Source organism: Streptomyces sp. NBC_00986 (genome assembly GCF_045162565.1).
Lineage (GTDB): Bacteria > Actinomycetota > Actinomycetes > Streptomycetales > Streptomycetaceae > Streptomyces.
This window is the reverse complement of the sequence record NZ_CP108733.1, coordinates 6,266,425-6,283,299: the sequence shown is the minus strand read 5'-3', so window position 1 is coordinate 6,283,299 and position 16,875 is coordinate 6,266,425. Positions and strand designations below refer to the sequence as shown.

Here is a 16,875-nt window from a genome sequence, read left to right as displayed (position 1 = left end):
CCGGGTGGAGGTGGCCTGTGATCCGGACGTCCCCCGGACAGGGCGTCTCCGCTGATCCCGGTGGCGTTGTCGACGTCGGGCTCGACTTCGACGACTTCGCCCGCAGCCGGCAGACGCATCTGCGGCGTACGGCTCATCTGCTGTGCGGGGACTGGCACTTGGCCGAGGACCTGACGCAGACGGCGCTGGCGAAGCTGTACGCGGTGTGGCGTCGGGTACGGCAGCTGGAGTCGCCGGACGGGTACGCGCGGCGCGTGCTGTACCGGACGTTCATCGACGAGACCCGGCGTCGGCGCTGGCGGGAGCGGCTGGGTACGCAGCAGGAGGATGTCATGGCTCCCGTCTCGGACCCGGACCTCCGGCTGACACTGCTCGACGCGCTACGGCAACTGCCGCCGCGTGGGCGGGCGGTGCTGGTGCTGCGGTTCTGGGAGGACCAGAGCGTGGAGGCCACGGCGGCGGCGCTGGGATGCAGCGTCGGCACGGTGAAGAGCCAGACCTCCCGGGGTCTTGGCACCCTGCGGCGCATCCTCGCCGACTCCGGCAAGGACCTCGGCAAGGACTTCGGACCGGGAAAAACGGGGACCGGAACGGGCTATCTGCAGGCGGAGTGGTGAGCATGAGCGGAAAGGCCGGTGACAACTTCACGGACCGGACGGGCCAGTCGGGCCGGACAAGCCAGGCGGACCGGACGGACCAGATCGACCAGCACGTGTACGAGTCCGCGCTCGCTGATGCCCTGGGCGGGCTGGGCTCCGGAGCCGAACCGCCCATGCCCGACCTGGTGCCGGGCGCCGTCGCGCGCGGCGTGCGGATCCGCCGGCGGAGGCGGGTCGGGGCGCTGGTAAGTGCCGCCGTCGTGGCGGGAGTTGTCGCCATCGGCGGGCACGCGCTGCTCACGCCCCGGCCGGAGAGCGCGCCCACGCTTCCCGCCGGGCAGCCGTCGGTCTGGTCCCCGTCACTGGAGTTGGTGCGGTCGATCCTCTCCGCCGGGAAGGGCACCGGCACGACCGTCTCGGCCGAGCAGCCGCGCCAACCCCTGCGGCCCGGACGGTACTTCAGGATGACCACCGCCGACGGCGGCGTGAACGACCTCTATGTGAGCGTCGGCCGGACCGCCACGGACCCGTCGTACGCCCACCCGACCCGGGCCTGCCTGGACAGCAACGGCCGGGTGCTCGCCTCCCCGTGGAACGGCCTGATCACCCGATGCTCCCTGACCGAGCACGGATCGGGCAGCCTGTTGTTCTACTACGTGGCCGACAGGACCCTGGCCGTCGGCGTCACCTATCTGACCGCGGGCGGATGGACGGTGCAGGTGATCGCCGGTTCGCTCGACGAGGCCGCGGTCGGCCGGAGCGGCGGCAGCACTCCGCGGACCGGACCACTCACCCAACTCGCCACCGATCCCCGCATCTTCGACGCCGTGAAGGCCGAGAAGACCCCGAAGGGGAACGGCGGCTGAGCCGGGGCCTCACCGGCTGAGTCCAACACCCCTTACCCATGCCTTGATCAACCCTGAAGGAGTGCATGGCATGAGCATGCCTAAATTTGGCACGCCCAGAATACGTATGTCCGCCCTGGCCCTCGGCCTGCTCCCCCTCCTCGCCGCGTGCGGCGGCTCGGACGGCAAGTCGGCCTCCAGCAGCGGGAGTTCGGACTCGAGCGCGGCCACGACCACCGTCAACGGCGCGACCCAGCTCACGGTCCCGGACGGCGTGGACGACGCGACGAAGAAGGAGTACATCCAGGAGAACGCCATCGCGGTCTGCATGAAGAAACAGGGCTTCACCTACACCCCGCACGTGGAGTCCTCGACCACGGCCGACACGTTCGCCGCGGTCGACGGGGAGGACTACGCGCGGGCCAAGCAGTTCCGGCAGAAGTACGGCTTCGGGTACTACGCCGGCGCCGTCTACCCGAACGACGCCGACGTCCCGTTCAGCAAAGCCGCGATGGCGAAGCGGACCGCACCCCAGGACCAGGACGAGGACGGCCTGACCGACGCGCAGAAGAAGGCGTACGACGTCGCGCTGTCCGGTCCCCAGGCCAAGACCAAGGCGGACGAGAAGCTCGCCGGCTGCTCCGAGGTGGGACGGGTCGCGGCGAACGGGCCGGCGCTCAGCGCGGCGGCCGAGAAGAACGCGGAGAAGGCCCGCGACGACCAGAACCACGCCAACGGCCTCGCGCTCAACGGCGACGCCCAACTCGTCCAGCTCGCCCAGCAGTTCGCGACCTGTCTGACCGGACAGGGCATCTCAGTCAGCACCACCCAGCCGACCGGCATGGTCTCCATGGTCCGCCTCGACATCTCCCGCCAACTGCCGGAGAACTTCATGTCGTTGAGCAAGGACAAAGCGCTGCCGCTCCTCAACAAGGACATCGGCATCGCCCTGAAGGACCTGGAGTGCGGCAAGAAGTTCCGCGCCGCCTACTTCCCCAAGGAAAAGGCCAAGCCCTACTACGGGGAGAACGGATGAGCCACCCGGAGGAAGCAGGCCCGAGCCGCGTCGGCAGCCGAATCGGCAGCGGGCGCAGGCGACTTGGGGTCGTCGTCTCGGCGGTCGTGCTGGTCGGGGCGGGTGGATGGTTCGCCGGTACGCAGGTGCAGTCGCCCGCGGACGCCGCCGCCTCGCACCAGGCACCGAAGGCCGGTCCGGTGACGGTCGCCGTCGTACGGCAGTCGCTCACCGCGAGTGTGGTGGCGACCGGGTCCGTCGAGTTCGCGTCACCGCGGCCCTTGTCGCTGGCCGGGCCGGTCGGCAGCGGGGCGGCCGCCGGCGCGGACGGCGAGGGTGCCGAACAGCGGGTCACCAAGGCGCCGGTGGCCGGGACGAAGATCAAGGAGGGCGACGTCCTGATGACGGTCAACGGCCGGCCGGTGTTCGCGCTCGGCGGTTCCGTACCGATGTACCGCGCCCTGGGACCCGGCACTTCGGGCGACGATGTGACACAGCTTCAGAAAGCCCTGAAGCGGCTCGGGTTCGACCCCGGCGGCACCACCGGGACGTACGGGCAGGGCACCGCCACCGCCGTCTCCGACTGGTACAAGAGCGAGGGCTACGACGCCCAGGAGCCGAGCCCCGCCGATCAGCAGCAGCTCGGTTCGCTCGAACAGGCCGTCTCCGCCGCGCAGGAGACGCTTCTCACCACCAACAGCGGTGCTGGCGCGGCGAGTTCCGGTGAGACCGGATCGTCCGCTACCCCCGCCCCTCAGTCCAGCACGGACAAGCAGGTCCACGAGATCCAGGTCAAGTCCGCCCAGAAGGCACTGGACCTGGCGAACGACGCGCTCAGCAGCTTCAAGGCCACCTACGGCACGAAGGTCCCGGCCGGCGAGGTCGTCTTCCTGCCGAAGCTGCCCGCGCGGCTGGACAAAGTGACCGTCAAGACGGGCGACACCCCGTCCGCCCAGATCGGCACGGTGACCAGCTCCGACGTGGTGGTCCAGGCGGCCGTCCCCGGCACCGACGCCCAGCTCCTCCGCCACGGCATGACCGCCCAACTGACCACGGCGGACGGCGAGTCGGCGCAGGGCACGGTGGACGTCGTGGCGGACGGTTCCGATTCCTCATCGGGCGCGGACTCCGCCGCTACGGCCCCCTCCACCACCGACGACGCGAACTCCGCCTCCGACTCCACCGCCGCGGTCCAGGTGCGGATCACCGTCCCGGACCCCGGTCCGCTCGCCGGGGAGGCCGAGGCCGCCGTGCAGGTGACCATCAAGGTCGGCGCCTCGGACGGCAAGGTGCTGACCGTGCCGATGGCCGCGATCCACACCTCGTCCGACGGGCGGGCCCGGGTCAAGGTCCAGCGCGGCGCCACCGTGGCCGACGTCCACGTCACCGTCGGGCTCTCCGCCGCCGGGATCGTCGAAGTCAAGCCGGACGGGGGCGCGTTGAAGGCGGGCGAGAGGGTGGTGGTGGGCGAGTGATCGACACCCCGGTCGGTACCGCGCTCGACGCCGTCATCCAACTCACCGGTGTGGAGCGGACGTTCCCCTCCGACCCGCCCGTGCACGCCCTCCGTGACGTCCACCTGACCGTGCGCCGCGGTGAGCATCTCGCCATCGTCGGGCCGTCCGGCTCGGGGAAGTCGACACTGCTCAACACGCTCGGTCTGCTGGACCGGCCCACGGTGGGGTCGTATCTGCTGGACGGGGTGGAGACCACCGGGCTCGGCGACCTCGAACGGACTTCCCTGCGGGGAAGCCGGATCGGGTTCGTGTTCCAGTCCTTCCACCTGTTGCCGTACCGGACGGTCGACGAGAACGTGATGCTGGCCGAGGCGTACCGCAGGCCGCGGCCCGGACGCGGGCGGGGCGGGCGGCTCGCCCGCGCCCATCAAGCCCTGGAACAGGTCGGGTTGGGACACCGGGTGGGTTTCCGGCCCGACCGGCTGTCCGGAGGTGAACGTCAACGGGTCGCCATCGCACGGGCGTTGCTCAGCGACCCGGCGCTGCTGCTCTGCGACGAGCCGACCGGCAACCTGGACACCGAGAACACCCTCTCCGTACTGGAACTCTTCGACGACCTGTGCGCCCAGGGCATGACCCTGGTCGTGATCACCCACGACGAGGCGGTCAGCCGTCGGGCGGGGCGGTGCGTCCGTATCACCGACGGGCGCCTGGCCGAGGAGGTCAAGTGAGCGTTGTAGAGAGGGAGTTGGAGGACTCGGCGCGGGTCGAGCGGCCCTGGATGGATCCCCGGGATCTGTGGACGGAGGCCCTCGCGGGGGTTCTCGCGCGGCCGGTGCGGTCCGCGCTGACCACGCTCGGTACGGTCCTCGGGATCACCACGCTCGTCATCACCATCGGGGTCGCGTCCACCGCGGGCAACCAGATCGTCGGCCGTTTCGACGCGCTCACCGCGACCTCGGTGACCGTGACCGTGCCGGAGCCGCTGCCCGGCGCGGAGGACGCCGGGCCGTTGGTGCCGTGGTCGGGGACCGATGCCGTGGCGCGGCTGGCGGGGGTGGAGTCGGTGGCGGCGCTCGCCGACTCGGACGCGACCGACAGCGTGCTGGTGCGGGCCAACGACGTGACCGCGCCGGGCGATCTGTCCGGCCAGACCCTCGCCGTGGTCGCCGCCTCGGCGGGCCTGCCGGCGGCCGTGCACGGGCGGATGACCGCGGGACGGTTCTACGACGCCGGGGACATCGCCCGGCGCGACCACGTCGTCGTACTCGGCGACCAGGCGGCCCAACTCCTGGGTATCGAGCGGGTGGAGGACGCGCCGGCGGTCTTCTTCCGCGGGCAGTCCTACACCGTCATCGGCATCCTCGGCGGGATCCGGCGCGAGGCGCGGCTGTCCACCGCCGTGATGGTGCCGCCCACCACCGCGGCCGATCGGATCGGGCTGCGGAACATCACCCGCGTGCTGGTCGACACCGCGCTGGGGGCCGCCAAGCAGGTCGCGCGACAGGCGCCGATCGCGCTCGCGCCCGGGCACCAGGACTCACTCGCCGTCGTGGCAACGCCCGACCTCTCCAAGGCCCGCGCCGGCGTCCAGAACGACGCCAACAGCCTCTTCCTCGTCCTCGGCCTCGTCTCCCTCGTGGTCGGCGCGATCGGCATCGCCAACGTGACCCTGGTGACGGTGATGGAACGGGTCGGCGAGATCGGGCTACGGCGCTCCCTGGGCGCGTCACGGCACCAGGTGGCCGGGCAGTTCCTGCTGGAGTCGACAACCATCGGGCTGCTGGGGGGAGTTGTGGGCGCGGCCCTGGGCATCGCGGTCGTGGTCTGCGTCGCCGTGTTCAAGGAGTGGACACCAGTGCTCGACCTCCGGCTCGCGCTGGGTGCGCCGCTCGCCGGTGCGCTCGTCGGACTCCTGGCGGGGCTGTATCCGTCGCTGCGGGCCGCCCGTATGGAGCCGGTGGACGCGCTGCGTGCGCCGTCGTAGGAACACGATCGGCTGAGGTGAGTTGTCGCCCAGGGTCCTCAACTCACCTTCACGGACAGCTCTGTTGAGCCCTTGAGCGGGAGGGTCACGGAGCGGAAGCCGTTGGCCGGGTCGCGGATGTAGTCGAGGTAGTCGGGTTCGGCGTTGTCGTTCATCACGAAGGCTCCGGTGCGGAGTTGGGGTGCGACGATCTCCATCACCTGGCGGGCCAGCGTCGGGCCGCCGTCGCTGATCGGCCAGCCGTCGATGAGCGCGAAGTCGACGGGGCCGCCGAGATCGCGCAGTGTCTCCCGGGCGTCGCCGACGCGCAGGTCGACGTACTTGTCCAACTCGGCCTCGGCCAGGTTGCGTTGGGCGGTGGCCGCCTTCTCCGGCACGATCTCGGAGCCGATCACCGTCCCGCCGCCGTTGTCGCGCACGGCGGCGGCGAAGTAGATCGTGGACACGCCGACGGACGTGGCGAACTCGACGACCCTGGTCGCGGCGATCGCCCGGCAGAGCAGGTAGATGAGGTCGCCCTGATCGGCGTGGATCGAGAAGCCGATGTCGGCGTACGCGTGCGGATCGCGGGTGTCCGCGCCGCCGCGCGGGCCTCCGTTGGCGGGGCCGCGGCGTTCGGCCTGGAGTCGGTCCAGTACGGCTGTGACCGTGGGGTCCTGCAGCGGGCTGGTGGAATTCTGCGCGGGCATCATCACTCCAGTTGTTGTATCGCCGATACGTCCCAGGCCTATCACGATATATCGATTGCTGTCGACGGCTCCCGTTGCGAGCCACCCGGGGCCGGGGTGAGGTAGGCGAGGGAAGGGGGCAATACAGGCAATACAGAAGGAGTCCGTCGTGGTCGACCGGCGCAGGTTCATCGTGGGGTCCGGTGCCGTCGGCACCCTGGCCGTGCTCGGCACGACGGCCGCGTGCACGGCGAAGGAGGCCGAGGGTGAGGCCGTGAGCGAGACGTCCTCGGCCGCCGGTCACATCCGGAGCGCCACCGCGATCACCCAGGTCTACGGCGACGGCCAGAAGCTCATCGCCGTGGCGGTCGAGTACGACACCGACATCACCGGTTCGGCCCTGTCGACGTCCACGTTCAAGGTGGCCGGCCGAACCGTCACCAAGGTGTACGCGAACCGCGAGCCCAGCCTCGCCGCGCAGGGCAGGAACGGCCGCTACGTCATCGTCGAACTGTCGCCGGACGACAAGGCGGCGGCCCTGTGGGTAACCCAGCAGGGTTCCGGCACAGCGTCCGGTTCCTCCCCTGCGAGTATCTCCCCCGCGAGTACCTCCAGCGCGGCCCCCGGCGGAGGCGGCCCGAAGGTCGGCGACAGCACCCCCGGCGGGACCGTCGTCGCCGCGAAAGCCACGCTCACCCAGACCGGCACCGTCACCACCACCGGCGGCACGCGCTACCCCGCGAGTACTACGGGGCTGACGACCGACGCGGTGAAGAACCTGATCGTGGACGACTTCCGGCAGTTCACGTTCACCGACCCGGCGACGAAGCGGACCCTCAAGTACAACCTGTTCATCCCCGAGGGCTACGACCGCGACCACAGCAAGAGCTACCCGCTGGTCCTGTTCATGCATGATGCGAGCGTCGTGAACGTGGCCACAAAAGGCCCCCTCGTCCAGGGCCTCGGCGCCGTGTGCTGGGCGAGCCCCGAGGACCAGGCCCGGCACGAGGCCTTCGTACTGGCTCCGGAGTACGACTCCGTCGTGATCGACGACACCTACAAACCGTCGCCCCTCTTCGACGCCACCGCCCATCTCGTGCAGGCGCTCACGAAGAAGTACAACCTCGACGAGAAACGGCTCTACGCCACCGGCCAGTCGATGGGCGCGATGATGACGCTCGGCCTGAACATCAAATACCCGGACCTGTTCGGGGCGTCGTTCGTCGTCGCCGGGCAGTGGCCGGCGGACCAGGCGAAGCCGCTGGCGAAAAAGAAACTCTGGATCGTCGTCTCCCAGGACGACGACAAGTCCTACTCCGGCGAGAACGCCATCACCAAGGTCGTCAAGGAGCAGGGGACGGCCGTAGGAACCGCGGTCTGGAACGGCCGGTCGACGGCGGCCCAGTTCGCCGCCGACGTGCGGAGCCTGAAGGCCCAGAAAGCGCCGGTCAACTACGCCTCCTTCAAGACCGGCACGGTCGTGCCGACCGGGTCGACGACCAGCGCGCACATGGCCACCTGGCAGGTCGCCTACACGATGCCCGGCATCCGGGAGTGGGTCATGGACCAGTCCCTCTGAGTTCGCTCTGAATTCGGCTCGTTCTCGCCGTCGAATTTCCGCCGATGATAAAACGGGGGAATAAAGGCAACCAATTCAGACGCAATGCGGCGCGTTATCTAAGATTGCACGACGCGAATAACCCGCACCACCAGGAAACTTCTGCGTAACCTGTGAAAAGGGGTCTCCTTTCTCCTTTCGCTTCACAGATCGAGGCAGGACAGTGGCGCACGGCAGCCCTGACAAACCTCGATCGAAGGAGCTCACCTTCATGGACAGGCGTAGGTTCATGGCCGGTACCGCGACCGCGACGGCCGGAGCCCTGGCGGTCTTCGGCAGCGCGACCCCCAGCTCGGCGAACGAGGCGAACGAGGCGAACGGGACGAGCAAGGCCGGCGGGACGGGTACGGCGGATTCCACCGGGGACCACGTGAAGGGCCTCACCGCCATCACCCAGGTCTTCGGCGCCGGGCAGAAGCTCGTCGCCGTGGCCGTCGAGTACGACCGGGACATCGACGGCCGGACGCTGTCGACCTCGACGTTCACCGTCACCGACCGCACGGTGACCAAGGTCTACACGAACCGCTCCGCCGACCTCGCGGAGCGGTCGCGGGACGGCCGTTACGTCATCGTCGAGCTGTCGCCGGACGACACGGCGGCGGCCCTGTGGGTGACGGGGCAGGGTTCCGGCACCCCGCCCACCGGCGGCGGGACCGGCGGGACCGGTGACTCCGGCGGCGGGGTGGGCGCGGGCGGCCCGCAGGTCGGCGACACCACCCCCGGCGGGACGATCGTCGCCGCGAAGGCCACGCTCACCCAGACCGGAACGGTCACCACCACGCGCGGCAGGCAGTACGCCGCGAGTACTACGGGGCTGACGACCGACGCCGTGAAGAACCTGATCGTGGACGACTTCCAGCAGTTCACCTTCGCCGACCCCGCGACCGGCCAGACCCTGAAGTACAACTTGTTCGTCCCCAAGCACTACAACCCGCGCAAGAGCTACCCGCTGGTGCTGTTCATGCACGACGCGAGCGTGGTCAACGTCGCGACCGAGGGCCCGCTCGTGCAGGGCCTGGGCGCGGTGTGCTGGGCGAGCCCGGAGGACCAGGCCCGGCACGAGGCCTTCGTACTGGCCCCCGAGTACGGCGCGGTCGTGATCGACGACAACTACGAGCCGTCGACCCTCTTCGACGCCACCGCGAACCTCGTCGAGTCCGTCACGCGGCAGTACAGCATCGACCCCGACCGCCTTTACACGACCGGTCAGTCGATGGGCGCGATGATGTCCCTCGGCCTGAACATCAGGTACCCCGACCTCTTCGCGGCGGCGTTCATCGTGGCAGGCCAGTGGCCGGAGGCGCAGGCGGTACCGCTCGCGAAGAAGAACCTCTGGATCCTCGTCTCGGCCGACGACACCAAGGCGTACCCGGGAGAGCAGGCGATCACCGAGGTCATCCAGGAACAGGGCACGAAGGTCAGTACCGCGCTGTGGGACGGCCAGTCCACCGCCGCCGAGTTCGCGGCGGACGTCCGCACCATGAAGGCCCAGCGGACCCCGGTGAACTTCGCCGCGTTCAAGACCGGCACGACCGTACCGACCGGCTCGACCACCAGCGCGCACATGGGCACCTGGCAGACCGCGTACTCGATCCCCGGCATCCGGGACTGGATCATGCGGCAGTCGCTGTAGCGGGACAGACGCGCGGGGGCGGGTCTTCGGCGCGGCGCTCCGCGTCATAGAGTGCTGCGGCAGATCCGACAGAACCGGCCGAACCGACGGAACCAGCCGACCGTCCGGCCGCCCGCCCGTGGAGGTAGATCGCGATGGAGACCCCGCCGCAGCTCACCGACGGACGGCTGTTCTCCTCGTGGCAGGCGGACGTCCCCGCGCTGCTGGTCGTCGTACTCCTCGGCGGCCTGTACGGCTGGGGCGTCCTGCGCCTGAGGCGTCGCGGCGAGGCCTGGCCGGTGGCGCGGACCGCCGCGTTCGCGCTGCTCGGCCTCGGCACGATCGTGGTCGCCACGATGTCGGCGCTCGCCGTGTACGACCGCGTGCTGTTCTGGCCGGCCGCCGTCCAGAACGTCCTCCTCGACCTGATCGCCCCGCTCGGCCTGGCCCTGGGCGATCCGCTGCGGCTGGCCCTGCGCGCCCTGCCCGAACGCGCGGCGGCTCGCACAGAGGGGGCGATGACCGGCCGACTGTTCCGGCTGCTCACGTTCCCTCTGGTCAGTACGGCCCTGGTGCTGGCGACCGAGCTGACGATCTACTTCACGCCGTACTTCGAGACCGCCCTGGCCGACAACTGGCTGCACCAGCTGATGTATCTCCATCTGCTGCTCGCCGGGAGCCTGTTCGTGCTGCCGGTGCTCACCCGCGAGGAGGCGCTGCCCGCCTGGTGCACCCACCCGGTGCGGGCGGGGCTGGTGTTCGTCGACGGGATCATCGACGCGATCCCGGGCATCGTGGTCATGACCCACGGCACGTTGATCGCCGGCGCCTGGTACCTCAGCCACTCCCCGTCCTGGGCCCCCGACGTCCAGCACGACCAGCAGCTCGGCGGCGGCGCGATGGTCAGCATCGCCGAGCTCGTCGCCCTCCCCTTCCTCCTCGCGATCCTCGTCCAGTGGGCCCGCACGGAGCGGGCCGAGACGGTGGCGTTGGACCGGCGGCTGGACACGGAGCTGGAGGTGGTCCGGGCGGCGCCCACAGAGACCAAAACGGGGACTTCTACTGAAGGGCCCGATCTCGTACGCCCCTGGTGGGAGACCGAGAACAGCGAGGTCGCGGAGCGCATCCGGGGTCAGCGGTAAGCGTTCCTCACACCACGTCCAGGGCGTCCAACTCCCTTATGAGCCGGGCCCCTTCGCGGGTCATGATCTCCGGGTCGCGCAGGGCGTTGGAGAGCAACGACATGCCCTGATAGGCGCCGATCAGGGTCAGGGCGAGACCCTCGGGGTCGACCGCGCCGAGCTGCCGGTACTGCTCCGCCACCCAGTCCACCAACCGCCGTATGACCTGGCCCGCGGCGAGATCGAGGCCGTCCTCGTAGCGCTTGTCCAGTTCTACGGCGAGCGTGCCCATGGGGCAGCCGTGGCGGGCCGCGATGTCCTTCTGCTCGACCCAGCCGCCGATGAGGGCCTTGAGGCGTTCGCGCGGGTCGGGGAGCTGGTCGAGCTGGGCGGTCAGGGTCTCCAGGTTGCCGGTGTGCTCGGAGAGGGCCGCCTCGATCAGCTCGTCCTTGGTCTTGAAGTAGTAGTAGACGTTGCCCGTCGGGACGTCCGCGGCGCGGGCGATGTCGGCGATGGTCGTGCGCTCCACGCCCTGCTCGTGCAGGACCCGGGCGGTGGCGGTGGTCAGACGCTCCCGCTTGCCGCGCGGGGCGGGCCGGGAATCTTTTGAGTCAGTCACCTGACTAACTATAGACAAACTGCGGGTCGGTCGTGTTAGCGTCTTCTCAATGGAGTTAGTCAGCCAACTAACTCATACATGACGGGGGTGGCGAGATGATCGTGGTGACGGGTGCGACCGGGAACGTGGGGCGAGCGCTGGTGCGGCTGCTCGACAAGGAGGGCGTGCCGGTGACGGCCGTGGCCCGGCACATCGGCGAGGCTCAAGTGCCGCCCGGGGTGCGCACGGTGGCCGCCGACCTGGCCGAACCGGACGGTCTGCGGGGCGCGTTCGAGGGGGCCGAGGCGCTGTTCCTGCTGGCGGCGGGCGAGCGGCCGTACGACATTCTGGACGTGGCCAAGTCCGCCGGTGTCCGCGAGGTGGTGCTGCTGTCCTCGCAGGGGGCCGGGACCCGTCCGGAGACGTACGCGCATCCGCGCCGATTCGAGGCCGCCGTAAGGGAGTCGGGGCTCGACTGGACGATCCTGCGGTCGGGCGGGCTGGACAGCAACGCGTTCGCCTGGGCCGGGTCGATCCGCGCGGGGCGGACCGCGGCGGCGCCCTTCGGTGACGTGGGGCTGCCCTTCGTGGACCCCGACGACGTGGCCGCGGTCGCTGCCGCCGCGCTGCTCACCCACGCTCACACAGGCGCGACCTACACCCTCACCGGCCCCGCGCCGACGACACCCCGCGCGCGGGCGGCGGCGATAGCGACCGCGCTCGGTGAGCCGGTGACCTTCGCGGAGCAAACCCCGGCGGAGGCCCACGAGTCGATGGCACGGTTCATGCCGCCGCCCGTGGCCGAGGGCACGTTGGCGCTGCTCGGCGAACCGACCGAGGAAGAGCAGTGCGTGAGTCCCGACGTCGAGCGAGTGCTGGGGCGGGCGCCCGGCACGTTCGCGGGATGGGCCGAGCGGAACGTGGTGGCGTTCCGGTGACCACAACCCACTCCACCCGCGTCCTCGACTCGACCATGTCCCACCGGGAGTTGGGCAGCGGGGCGCCGATCGTGTTCCTGCACGGCAACCCGACCTCGTCCCACCTGTGGCGGAACGTCATGCCGGGTGTCGCTTCCGGGCGGCTGCTGGCACCCGACCTCATCGGCATGGGCGACTCGGGCAAGCCGGAGATCGCGTACTCCTTCGCCGACCAGGCCCGATACCTGGACGCCTGGTTCGAGGCGCTCGGGCTGCGGGACGTGGTGCTGGTCGGACACGACTGGGGTGGCGCCCTGGCCTTCGACCGGGCCGCGCGCCATCCGGACCGGGTGCGGGGCATCGCGTTCACCGAGACCATCGTCAAGCCGATGAGCTGGGCGGAATTCCCCGAAGGGGGGCGGGAGTTGTTCCGCGCGATCAAGACGGAGGGGGTCGGCGAGGCCATGATCCTCGACGAGAACGCCTTCATCGAGCAGGCACTCCCCGCCGCCTCCGCGACCCCGCTCGCCCCGGCCGACCTCGCCGTCTACCGCGAGCCGTACCCCACCCGCGAGAGCCGCCGCCCCCTCCTGCGCTGGGCGCGCTCGATGCCGCTGGGCGGCGAACCCGCCGACGTCGTGACCAGGATCGAGGCCTACGACCGGTGGCTGGCGGCCAGCCCGGAGATACCCAAGCTGCTGCTCACGTTCGCGCCCGGAGCGGGGGCGATGATGGACGAGGACGCCATCGCCTGGTGCGCGGCGAACATCTCCGCTCTGGAGATCGAGCACTCGGACGCCGTCGCCGGCCATCACACACCGGAGGACCAGCCCGAGTTGATCGCGGCCGCGATATCGGGCTGGGTGGAGCGGCTCGGCCTCACGCACGGTCACAGAACGATCACGGCGAGGGACTCCCAGGTGAACGGGTAGCGGATCGGCGACAGAATGTGACCCTCCGTCAGGGGGGACGGGGCTCAGGGGGGATGGTCAATGAGCGCTTACCGGTTCAATCCGCCGCCCGGCTGGCCTGTGCCGCCTCCGGGGTGGGCGCCGCCGCCGGAGTGGGTGCCCGACCCGACGTGGCCGACGCCTCCGGAGGGCTGGCAGTTGTGGGTGCCGGAGGGGACTCCGCCCGGGACCGTCACGGCGGCCGCACCGGAGCCGGGCGCACCCATCTCCCCCAACTCCCCCACTGCTCCGGCCGTACCCGCGCCCCGGAAAAGCGGCCTCTTCGGCCGTCGCCGGGCCGACGCCCTCTCCGAGGCCGACGAGTTGCGGGCCTGGATCACCCGGACGCAGGGGCTGGACGCCGTACAGGTGGCCGATCTGGTGCGGCGGACCGAGCTGGAGGCGGCCGAGTTGCGCGAGCGGCTCGGTGCCAAGGTCGCGGCGGAGGCCCAGGGGGTGTTGAAGGACGCCCGGGACACGGCGAAGGAGATCCTCGACGACGCGCGCCGGACCGCGAAGGAGACCGAGCGGACGCGCAAGGACGCCGACCGGCAGCGCAAGGAGGTGTTCGACGGGGAGCGGCGGCTCGCCGAGCTGCAGGCGCGGATCGTCGTCACCGACGAGACCGCGATGCTGCAGGAGGCCGGGGTCTACGCGTACCGGCACGCCCTGCACGACGCCATCGCCTACCGCAGCCGGCTCGACACCCTGCAGACCGAGATCAAGAACCTCGCCCGCACCGACCGGGCCGTGCTCGCCATCACCGGCTGGACGGTCAACGGCTCCACGCGCGAGGGCCAGAAGATGGTCCGCGACTTCTCCAAGCTGATGCTGCGCGCCTACAACGCCGAGGCCGACTACGCGGTGCGGACCATGCGCCCGCACCGGCTGCGCTCGCTCGTCGACCGGCTCTACAAGAGCCGCGAGACGATCGCCAAGCTCGGCGCCACCATGCACATCCGGATCAGCGACGAGTACCACACCGCGCGGGTACGGGAGTTGGAGCTCACCGCCGACTTCCTGCAGAAGAAGGACGAGGAGAAGGAGGCCCAGCGCGAGGCCCGCGCCAAGGAGCGCGAGGAGGCGGCCGTGCAGCGCGAACTCGACCGCCAGCGCGAGAAGTTGAACAAGGAACTCGGCCACTACCAGGTGGCTCTCGACCGGCTCCGCGAGCGCGGCGACGAGGCGGCCGTCGCCGAGATGGAGGCCAAACTCGCCGAGATCGAGGGCGCGTTGCAGGACGTCGAGACCCGCGCGGCGAACATCCGCACCGGCTACGTCTACGTCATCTCGAACGTCGGCGCCTTCGGTGACCGCGTCGTGAAGATCGGCATGACCCGCAGGCTCGAACCCCTCGACCGGATCTACGAGTTGAGCGGCGCCGCGGTGCCGTTCCGCTTCGACGTCCACGCGCTGATCTTCAGCAAGGACGCGGTGGGCCTGGAGTCGGAACTCCACCGGCGGTTCGCCCCGCGCCGGGTGAACCAGGTGAACAGCCGCAAGGAGTTCTTCTACGCCACCCCGACCGAAGTACGGGACGCGCTACGGCCGTTCACCGGCCAGCATCTGATCGAGTTCACGGAGGAACCCCAGGCACTGGAGTGGCGGGCCAGCAAGCAGCCCGCCTGAGCCGGCTACCGCACGATCCGCACCTGCCGCGACACACTCACCTGGTCCACGTCGGACGTCCTGACCGTGACCTTCATCGTCCAGGTCCCGGCGATCGGCAGGTTGAGGGTGTTGGTCCCCCAATAGCCGCCCTCGTCCTTGACGTTGGCGTCGAGGGGGCCGATCTTCTGGGCCGCGAGGGTGAAGGAGAGCCGGAGTTCGGGGACCGTGGCGAAGCCGCCGTCGGGGCCGTAGACGACCGCCTCGACGGAGTTCTCGCCGACGCGTCCGGGGTCGAGGGTGATCTGCACCTTGCCGCCCGCGTTGCCGACGCGGAAGGGGACGATGGTGACGGAGGCCACCGGGATGCCGGCCGAAGTCGCCGTCTGCTGCGCGTCCGCCGCCGCGCGGCCGGGGAGGGTGTTGGTCAGCAGGGTCGTGATCACCAACACCACGACACCGACGCCGACTTCGAACAGCACCGAGCGGCGCAGACCGCGCCTGTAACGGTCCTGCGAGCCGTCGCCCCGGTCCGGAGAACCGTCGCCCCCGCCCTTGGAATCGTCACCGGAAGTCGAGCCCCCCTCGCCCCCGGACGCCGCCGCCCCGTCCGCCCCCGCCCGCACCAACTCCGGTACCTGGAGCCGTACTTCCTCCCCCACCATCCGCCCCGTCCACCGCCGCGACCACCCGGCCACCGCGAGCAGCAGGGTCACCGCGCCGAGTTTCACGAGCAGGATGCGGCCGTACGACGTCTCGGTGAGGGCGTTCCAGGAGCCGAGGCCGCGCCAGGACTGGTAGACGCCGGTGACGACCAGGACGGTCACCGAGGCGAAGGCGAGGCGGGAGAAGCGGGCCACCGGGGCCGCGTCGAGGTCCGAGGAGCGGTAGAGGACGGTGAGCAGGGCCGTCAGGCCGCCCAGCCATACCGACATCGCGAGCAGATGCAGCACCGCCGAGGCCATCGCCACCGGCACCTGGATCCCGGCGGACGCGTGTTCCGCGGACGCCCAGGTCAGCGCCAGCCCGACCGCGAGGGCGGCACCCGTCCCCAGGGCCACCCGCCCGAACCGCTCCCGCCCCCGAAGTCGTAGGAGAAATGCGGCTGTTGCGGCCAGGAGGAGGAGACGGGCCGCGAGTGCCAGGCCCGGGCGGGAAGTCAGTGTCCTCGGGATCGCGGAGGGCTCGAAGGCCGTGGCCAGGCCGGTGCCCGCTTCGTACGGGGCGCGGAGGATCAGGAGGGCGACCGTGGCCGCCAGCAGCGTCCACCAGCCCATCAGGATCGGCTTGTTGAGGACCGTCGGGTTCGGGGGGCGGCAGAGGGTGACGAAGGTCGCCGTGCCGATGAGGAGGGCCGCGGCTATGTACGCGAAGTAGCGGGCTATGTCGTACAGGCTGCCGGTCAGCGGGTCCTCGACCGGGGCCGTACTGACCGGGGTGGTCGTGGCGGAGGGTTTGCCGATGGAGAAGGTGAAGGCGCCCGAGACCGGGTGGCTGTCGGCCGAGACCACGCGCCAGGCGACCGTGAAGGTGCCGGTGCCGAGCTTGGCCGGGAGGGTCACGCTCGCCGTGTCACCGGCGTCCTTCGCGTGGTGCGCGGAACTCGTCCTCACCCGCCGGTTGTCGGGGTCGTAGACGCGGAAGGAGTCGTCGAGCAGGGCGACGGACTCGGAGAAGGTGAGGGTGAGGGTGCGGGGGGCGGACTTGAGGACGCTGCCGTCGGCGGGGTCGGTGGATTCGAGGGCGGCGTGCGCGGACGCGGTGCCCGCGGTGCCGAGGAGGAGCAGGACCAGCAGGGAGCCCAGCAGCACCAGCCCTTGAACTCCTCGCCGGGCGCCGCGTCCACCCCTTCCGCCGCCTCCGTCGCGTCCAAACCCCTG

The 16,875-nt window shown here is 70.5% G+C and carries 15 protein-coding genes; 12 read left to right on the top strand and 3 right to left on the bottom strand.

What is annotated here, in order from left to right; all coding sequences use genetic code 11:
- Positions 1-17: 17 nt before the first annotated feature.
- The 6 genes from OG504_RS27975 to OG504_RS27950 all read left to right on the top strand — a co-directional run bounded on the left by OG504_RS27975 (position 18) and on the right by OG504_RS27950 (position 5,903).
- Positions 18-617 carry a SigE family RNA polymerase sigma factor gene (locus OG504_RS27975; protein WP_405992284.1) on the top strand — a complete coding sequence of 200 codons (600 nt, stop codon included), beginning with the start codon at positions 18-20 and terminating at the stop codon, positions 615-617.
- 2 nt (positions 618-619) lie between these two features.
- A complete protein-coding gene (locus tag OG504_RS27970; protein ID WP_405992283.1) occupies positions 620-1,465 on the top strand; it encodes a hypothetical protein in 846 nt (281 codons plus the stop codon).
- A gap of 106 nt (positions 1,466-1,571) precedes the next feature.
- A complete protein-coding gene (locus OG504_RS27965) occupies positions 1,572-2,480 on the top strand; it encodes a hypothetical protein (protein ID WP_405992282.1) in 909 nt (302 codons plus the stop codon).
- Positions 2,477-3,934 (top strand): peptidoglycan-binding protein, encoded by a 1,458-nt coding sequence (locus tag OG504_RS27960; protein ID WP_405992281.1) that lies wholly within the window; start codon positions 2,477-2,479, stop codon positions 3,932-3,934. Before OG504_RS27965 ends, OG504_RS27960 begins: the two co-directional genes overlap by 4 nt.
- On the top strand, positions 3,934-4,647 hold the full coding sequence (locus OG504_RS27955; protein ID WP_405996445.1) for an ABC transporter ATP-binding protein: 714 nt from the start codon (positions 3,934-3,936) through the stop codon (positions 4,645-4,647). Before OG504_RS27960 ends, OG504_RS27955 begins: the two co-directional genes overlap by 1 nt.
- Positions 4,644-5,903 carry an ABC transporter permease gene (locus tag OG504_RS27950; protein ID WP_405992280.1) on the top strand — a complete coding sequence of 420 codons (1,260 nt, stop codon included), beginning with the start codon at positions 4,644-4,646 and terminating at the stop codon, positions 5,901-5,903. Before OG504_RS27955 ends, OG504_RS27950 begins: the two co-directional genes overlap by 4 nt.
- 38 nt (positions 5,904-5,941) lie before the next feature.
- Here the strand turns inward: OG504_RS27950 and OG504_RS27945 are convergent, their stop codons facing one another.
- On the bottom strand, positions 5,942-6,592 hold the full coding sequence (locus OG504_RS27945) for an O-methyltransferase (RefSeq protein ID WP_405992279.1): 651 nt from the start codon (positions 6,590-6,592) through the stop codon (positions 5,942-5,944).
- Positions 6,593-6,740: 148 nt separating this feature from the next.
- Between OG504_RS27945 and OG504_RS27940 the strand changes: the two genes are divergently transcribed.
- From OG504_RS27940 to OG504_RS27930, 3 genes are all read left to right on the top strand, one after another.
- Positions 6,741-8,150, top strand: coding sequence for an alpha/beta hydrolase-fold protein (locus OG504_RS27940; RefSeq protein WP_405992278.1), 1,410 nt, complete (start codon positions 6,741-6,743; stop codon positions 8,148-8,150).
- A 250-nt stretch (positions 8,151-8,400) separates the two neighbouring features.
- Positions 8,401-9,822 (top strand): alpha/beta hydrolase-fold protein, encoded by a 1,422-nt coding sequence (locus OG504_RS27935; protein ID WP_405992277.1) that lies wholly within the window; start codon positions 8,401-8,403, stop codon positions 9,820-9,822.
- Between the two features lie 134 nt (positions 9,823-9,956).
- Positions 9,957-10,943: a cytochrome c oxidase assembly protein gene (locus OG504_RS27930; RefSeq protein WP_405992276.1), complete on the top strand. Its 987-nt coding sequence runs from the start codon at positions 9,957-9,959 to the stop codon at positions 10,941-10,943.
- A 7-nt stretch (positions 10,944-10,950) separates the two neighbouring features.
- Here OG504_RS27930 and OG504_RS27925 read toward each other — a convergent pair whose 3' ends face one another.
- On the bottom strand, positions 10,951-11,541 hold the full coding sequence (locus tag OG504_RS27925; protein ID WP_405992275.1) for a TetR/AcrR family transcriptional regulator: 591 nt from the start codon (positions 11,539-11,541) through the stop codon (positions 10,951-10,953).
- Positions 11,542-11,636: 95 nt separating this feature from the next.
- On the opposite strand from OG504_RS27925, the gene OG504_RS27920 reads away from it, so the two are divergent.
- Genes OG504_RS27920 through OG504_RS27910 form a run of 3 tightly spaced genes read left to right on the top strand, consistent with a single transcriptional unit; the run spans position 11,637 to position 15,016 of the window.
- Entirely contained in the window at positions 11,637-12,458 is an 822-nt protein-coding gene (locus OG504_RS27920; RefSeq protein ID WP_405992274.1) for an SDR family oxidoreductase, read from the top strand.
- On the top strand, positions 12,455-13,369 hold the full coding sequence (locus tag OG504_RS27915) for a haloalkane dehalogenase (RefSeq protein ID WP_405992273.1): 915 nt from the start codon (positions 12,455-12,457) through the stop codon (positions 13,367-13,369). The genes OG504_RS27920 and OG504_RS27915 overlap by 4 nt, the downstream gene beginning before the upstream one ends.
- Before the next feature lie 60 nt (positions 13,370-13,429).
- The gene (locus tag OG504_RS27910; RefSeq protein ID WP_405992272.1) at positions 13,430-15,016 is read left to right on the top strand and encodes a DUF4041 domain-containing protein; all 1,587 of its coding nucleotides are present in this window, start codon (positions 13,430-13,432) and stop codon (positions 15,014-15,016) included.
- A 5-nt stretch (positions 15,017-15,021) separates the two neighbouring features.
- On the opposite strand, the gene OG504_RS27905 is transcribed toward OG504_RS27910, so the two are convergent.
- A complete protein-coding gene (locus tag OG504_RS27905) occupies positions 15,022-16,806 on the bottom strand; it encodes a copper resistance CopC/CopD family protein (RefSeq protein ID WP_405992271.1) in 1,785 nt (594 codons plus the stop codon).
- Positions 16,807-16,875 lie beyond the last annotated feature (69 nt).

Coding starts and splice junctions, on each gene's coding strand:
- OG504_RS27970 (WP_405992283.1), top strand. CDS start 620: ATGAGCGGAAAGGCCGGTGACAACTTCACGGACCGGACGGGCCAGTCG.
- OG504_RS27965 (WP_405992282.1), top strand. CDS start 1,572: ATGTCCGCCCTGGCCCTCGGCCTGCTCCCCCTCCTCGCCGCGTGCGGC.
- OG504_RS27960 (WP_405992281.1), top strand. CDS start 2,477: ATGAGCCACCCGGAGGAAGCAGGCCCGAGCCGCGTCGGCAGCCGAATC.
- OG504_RS27945 (WP_405992279.1), bottom strand. CDS start 6,592: ATGCCCGCGCAGAATTCCACCAGCCCGCTGCAGGACCCCACGGTCACA.
- OG504_RS27935 (WP_405992277.1), top strand. CDS start 8,401: ATGGACAGGCGTAGGTTCATGGCCGGTACCGCGACCGCGACGGCCGGA.
- OG504_RS27930 (WP_405992276.1), top strand. CDS start 9,957: ATGGAGACCCCGCCGCAGCTCACCGACGGACGGCTGTTCTCCTCGTGG.
- OG504_RS27920 (WP_405992274.1), top strand. CDS start 11,637: ATGATCGTGGTGACGGGTGCGACCGGGAACGTGGGGCGAGCGCTGGTG.
- OG504_RS27910 (WP_405992272.1), top strand. CDS start 13,430: ATGAGCGCTTACCGGTTCAATCCGCCGCCCGGCTGGCCTGTGCCGCCT.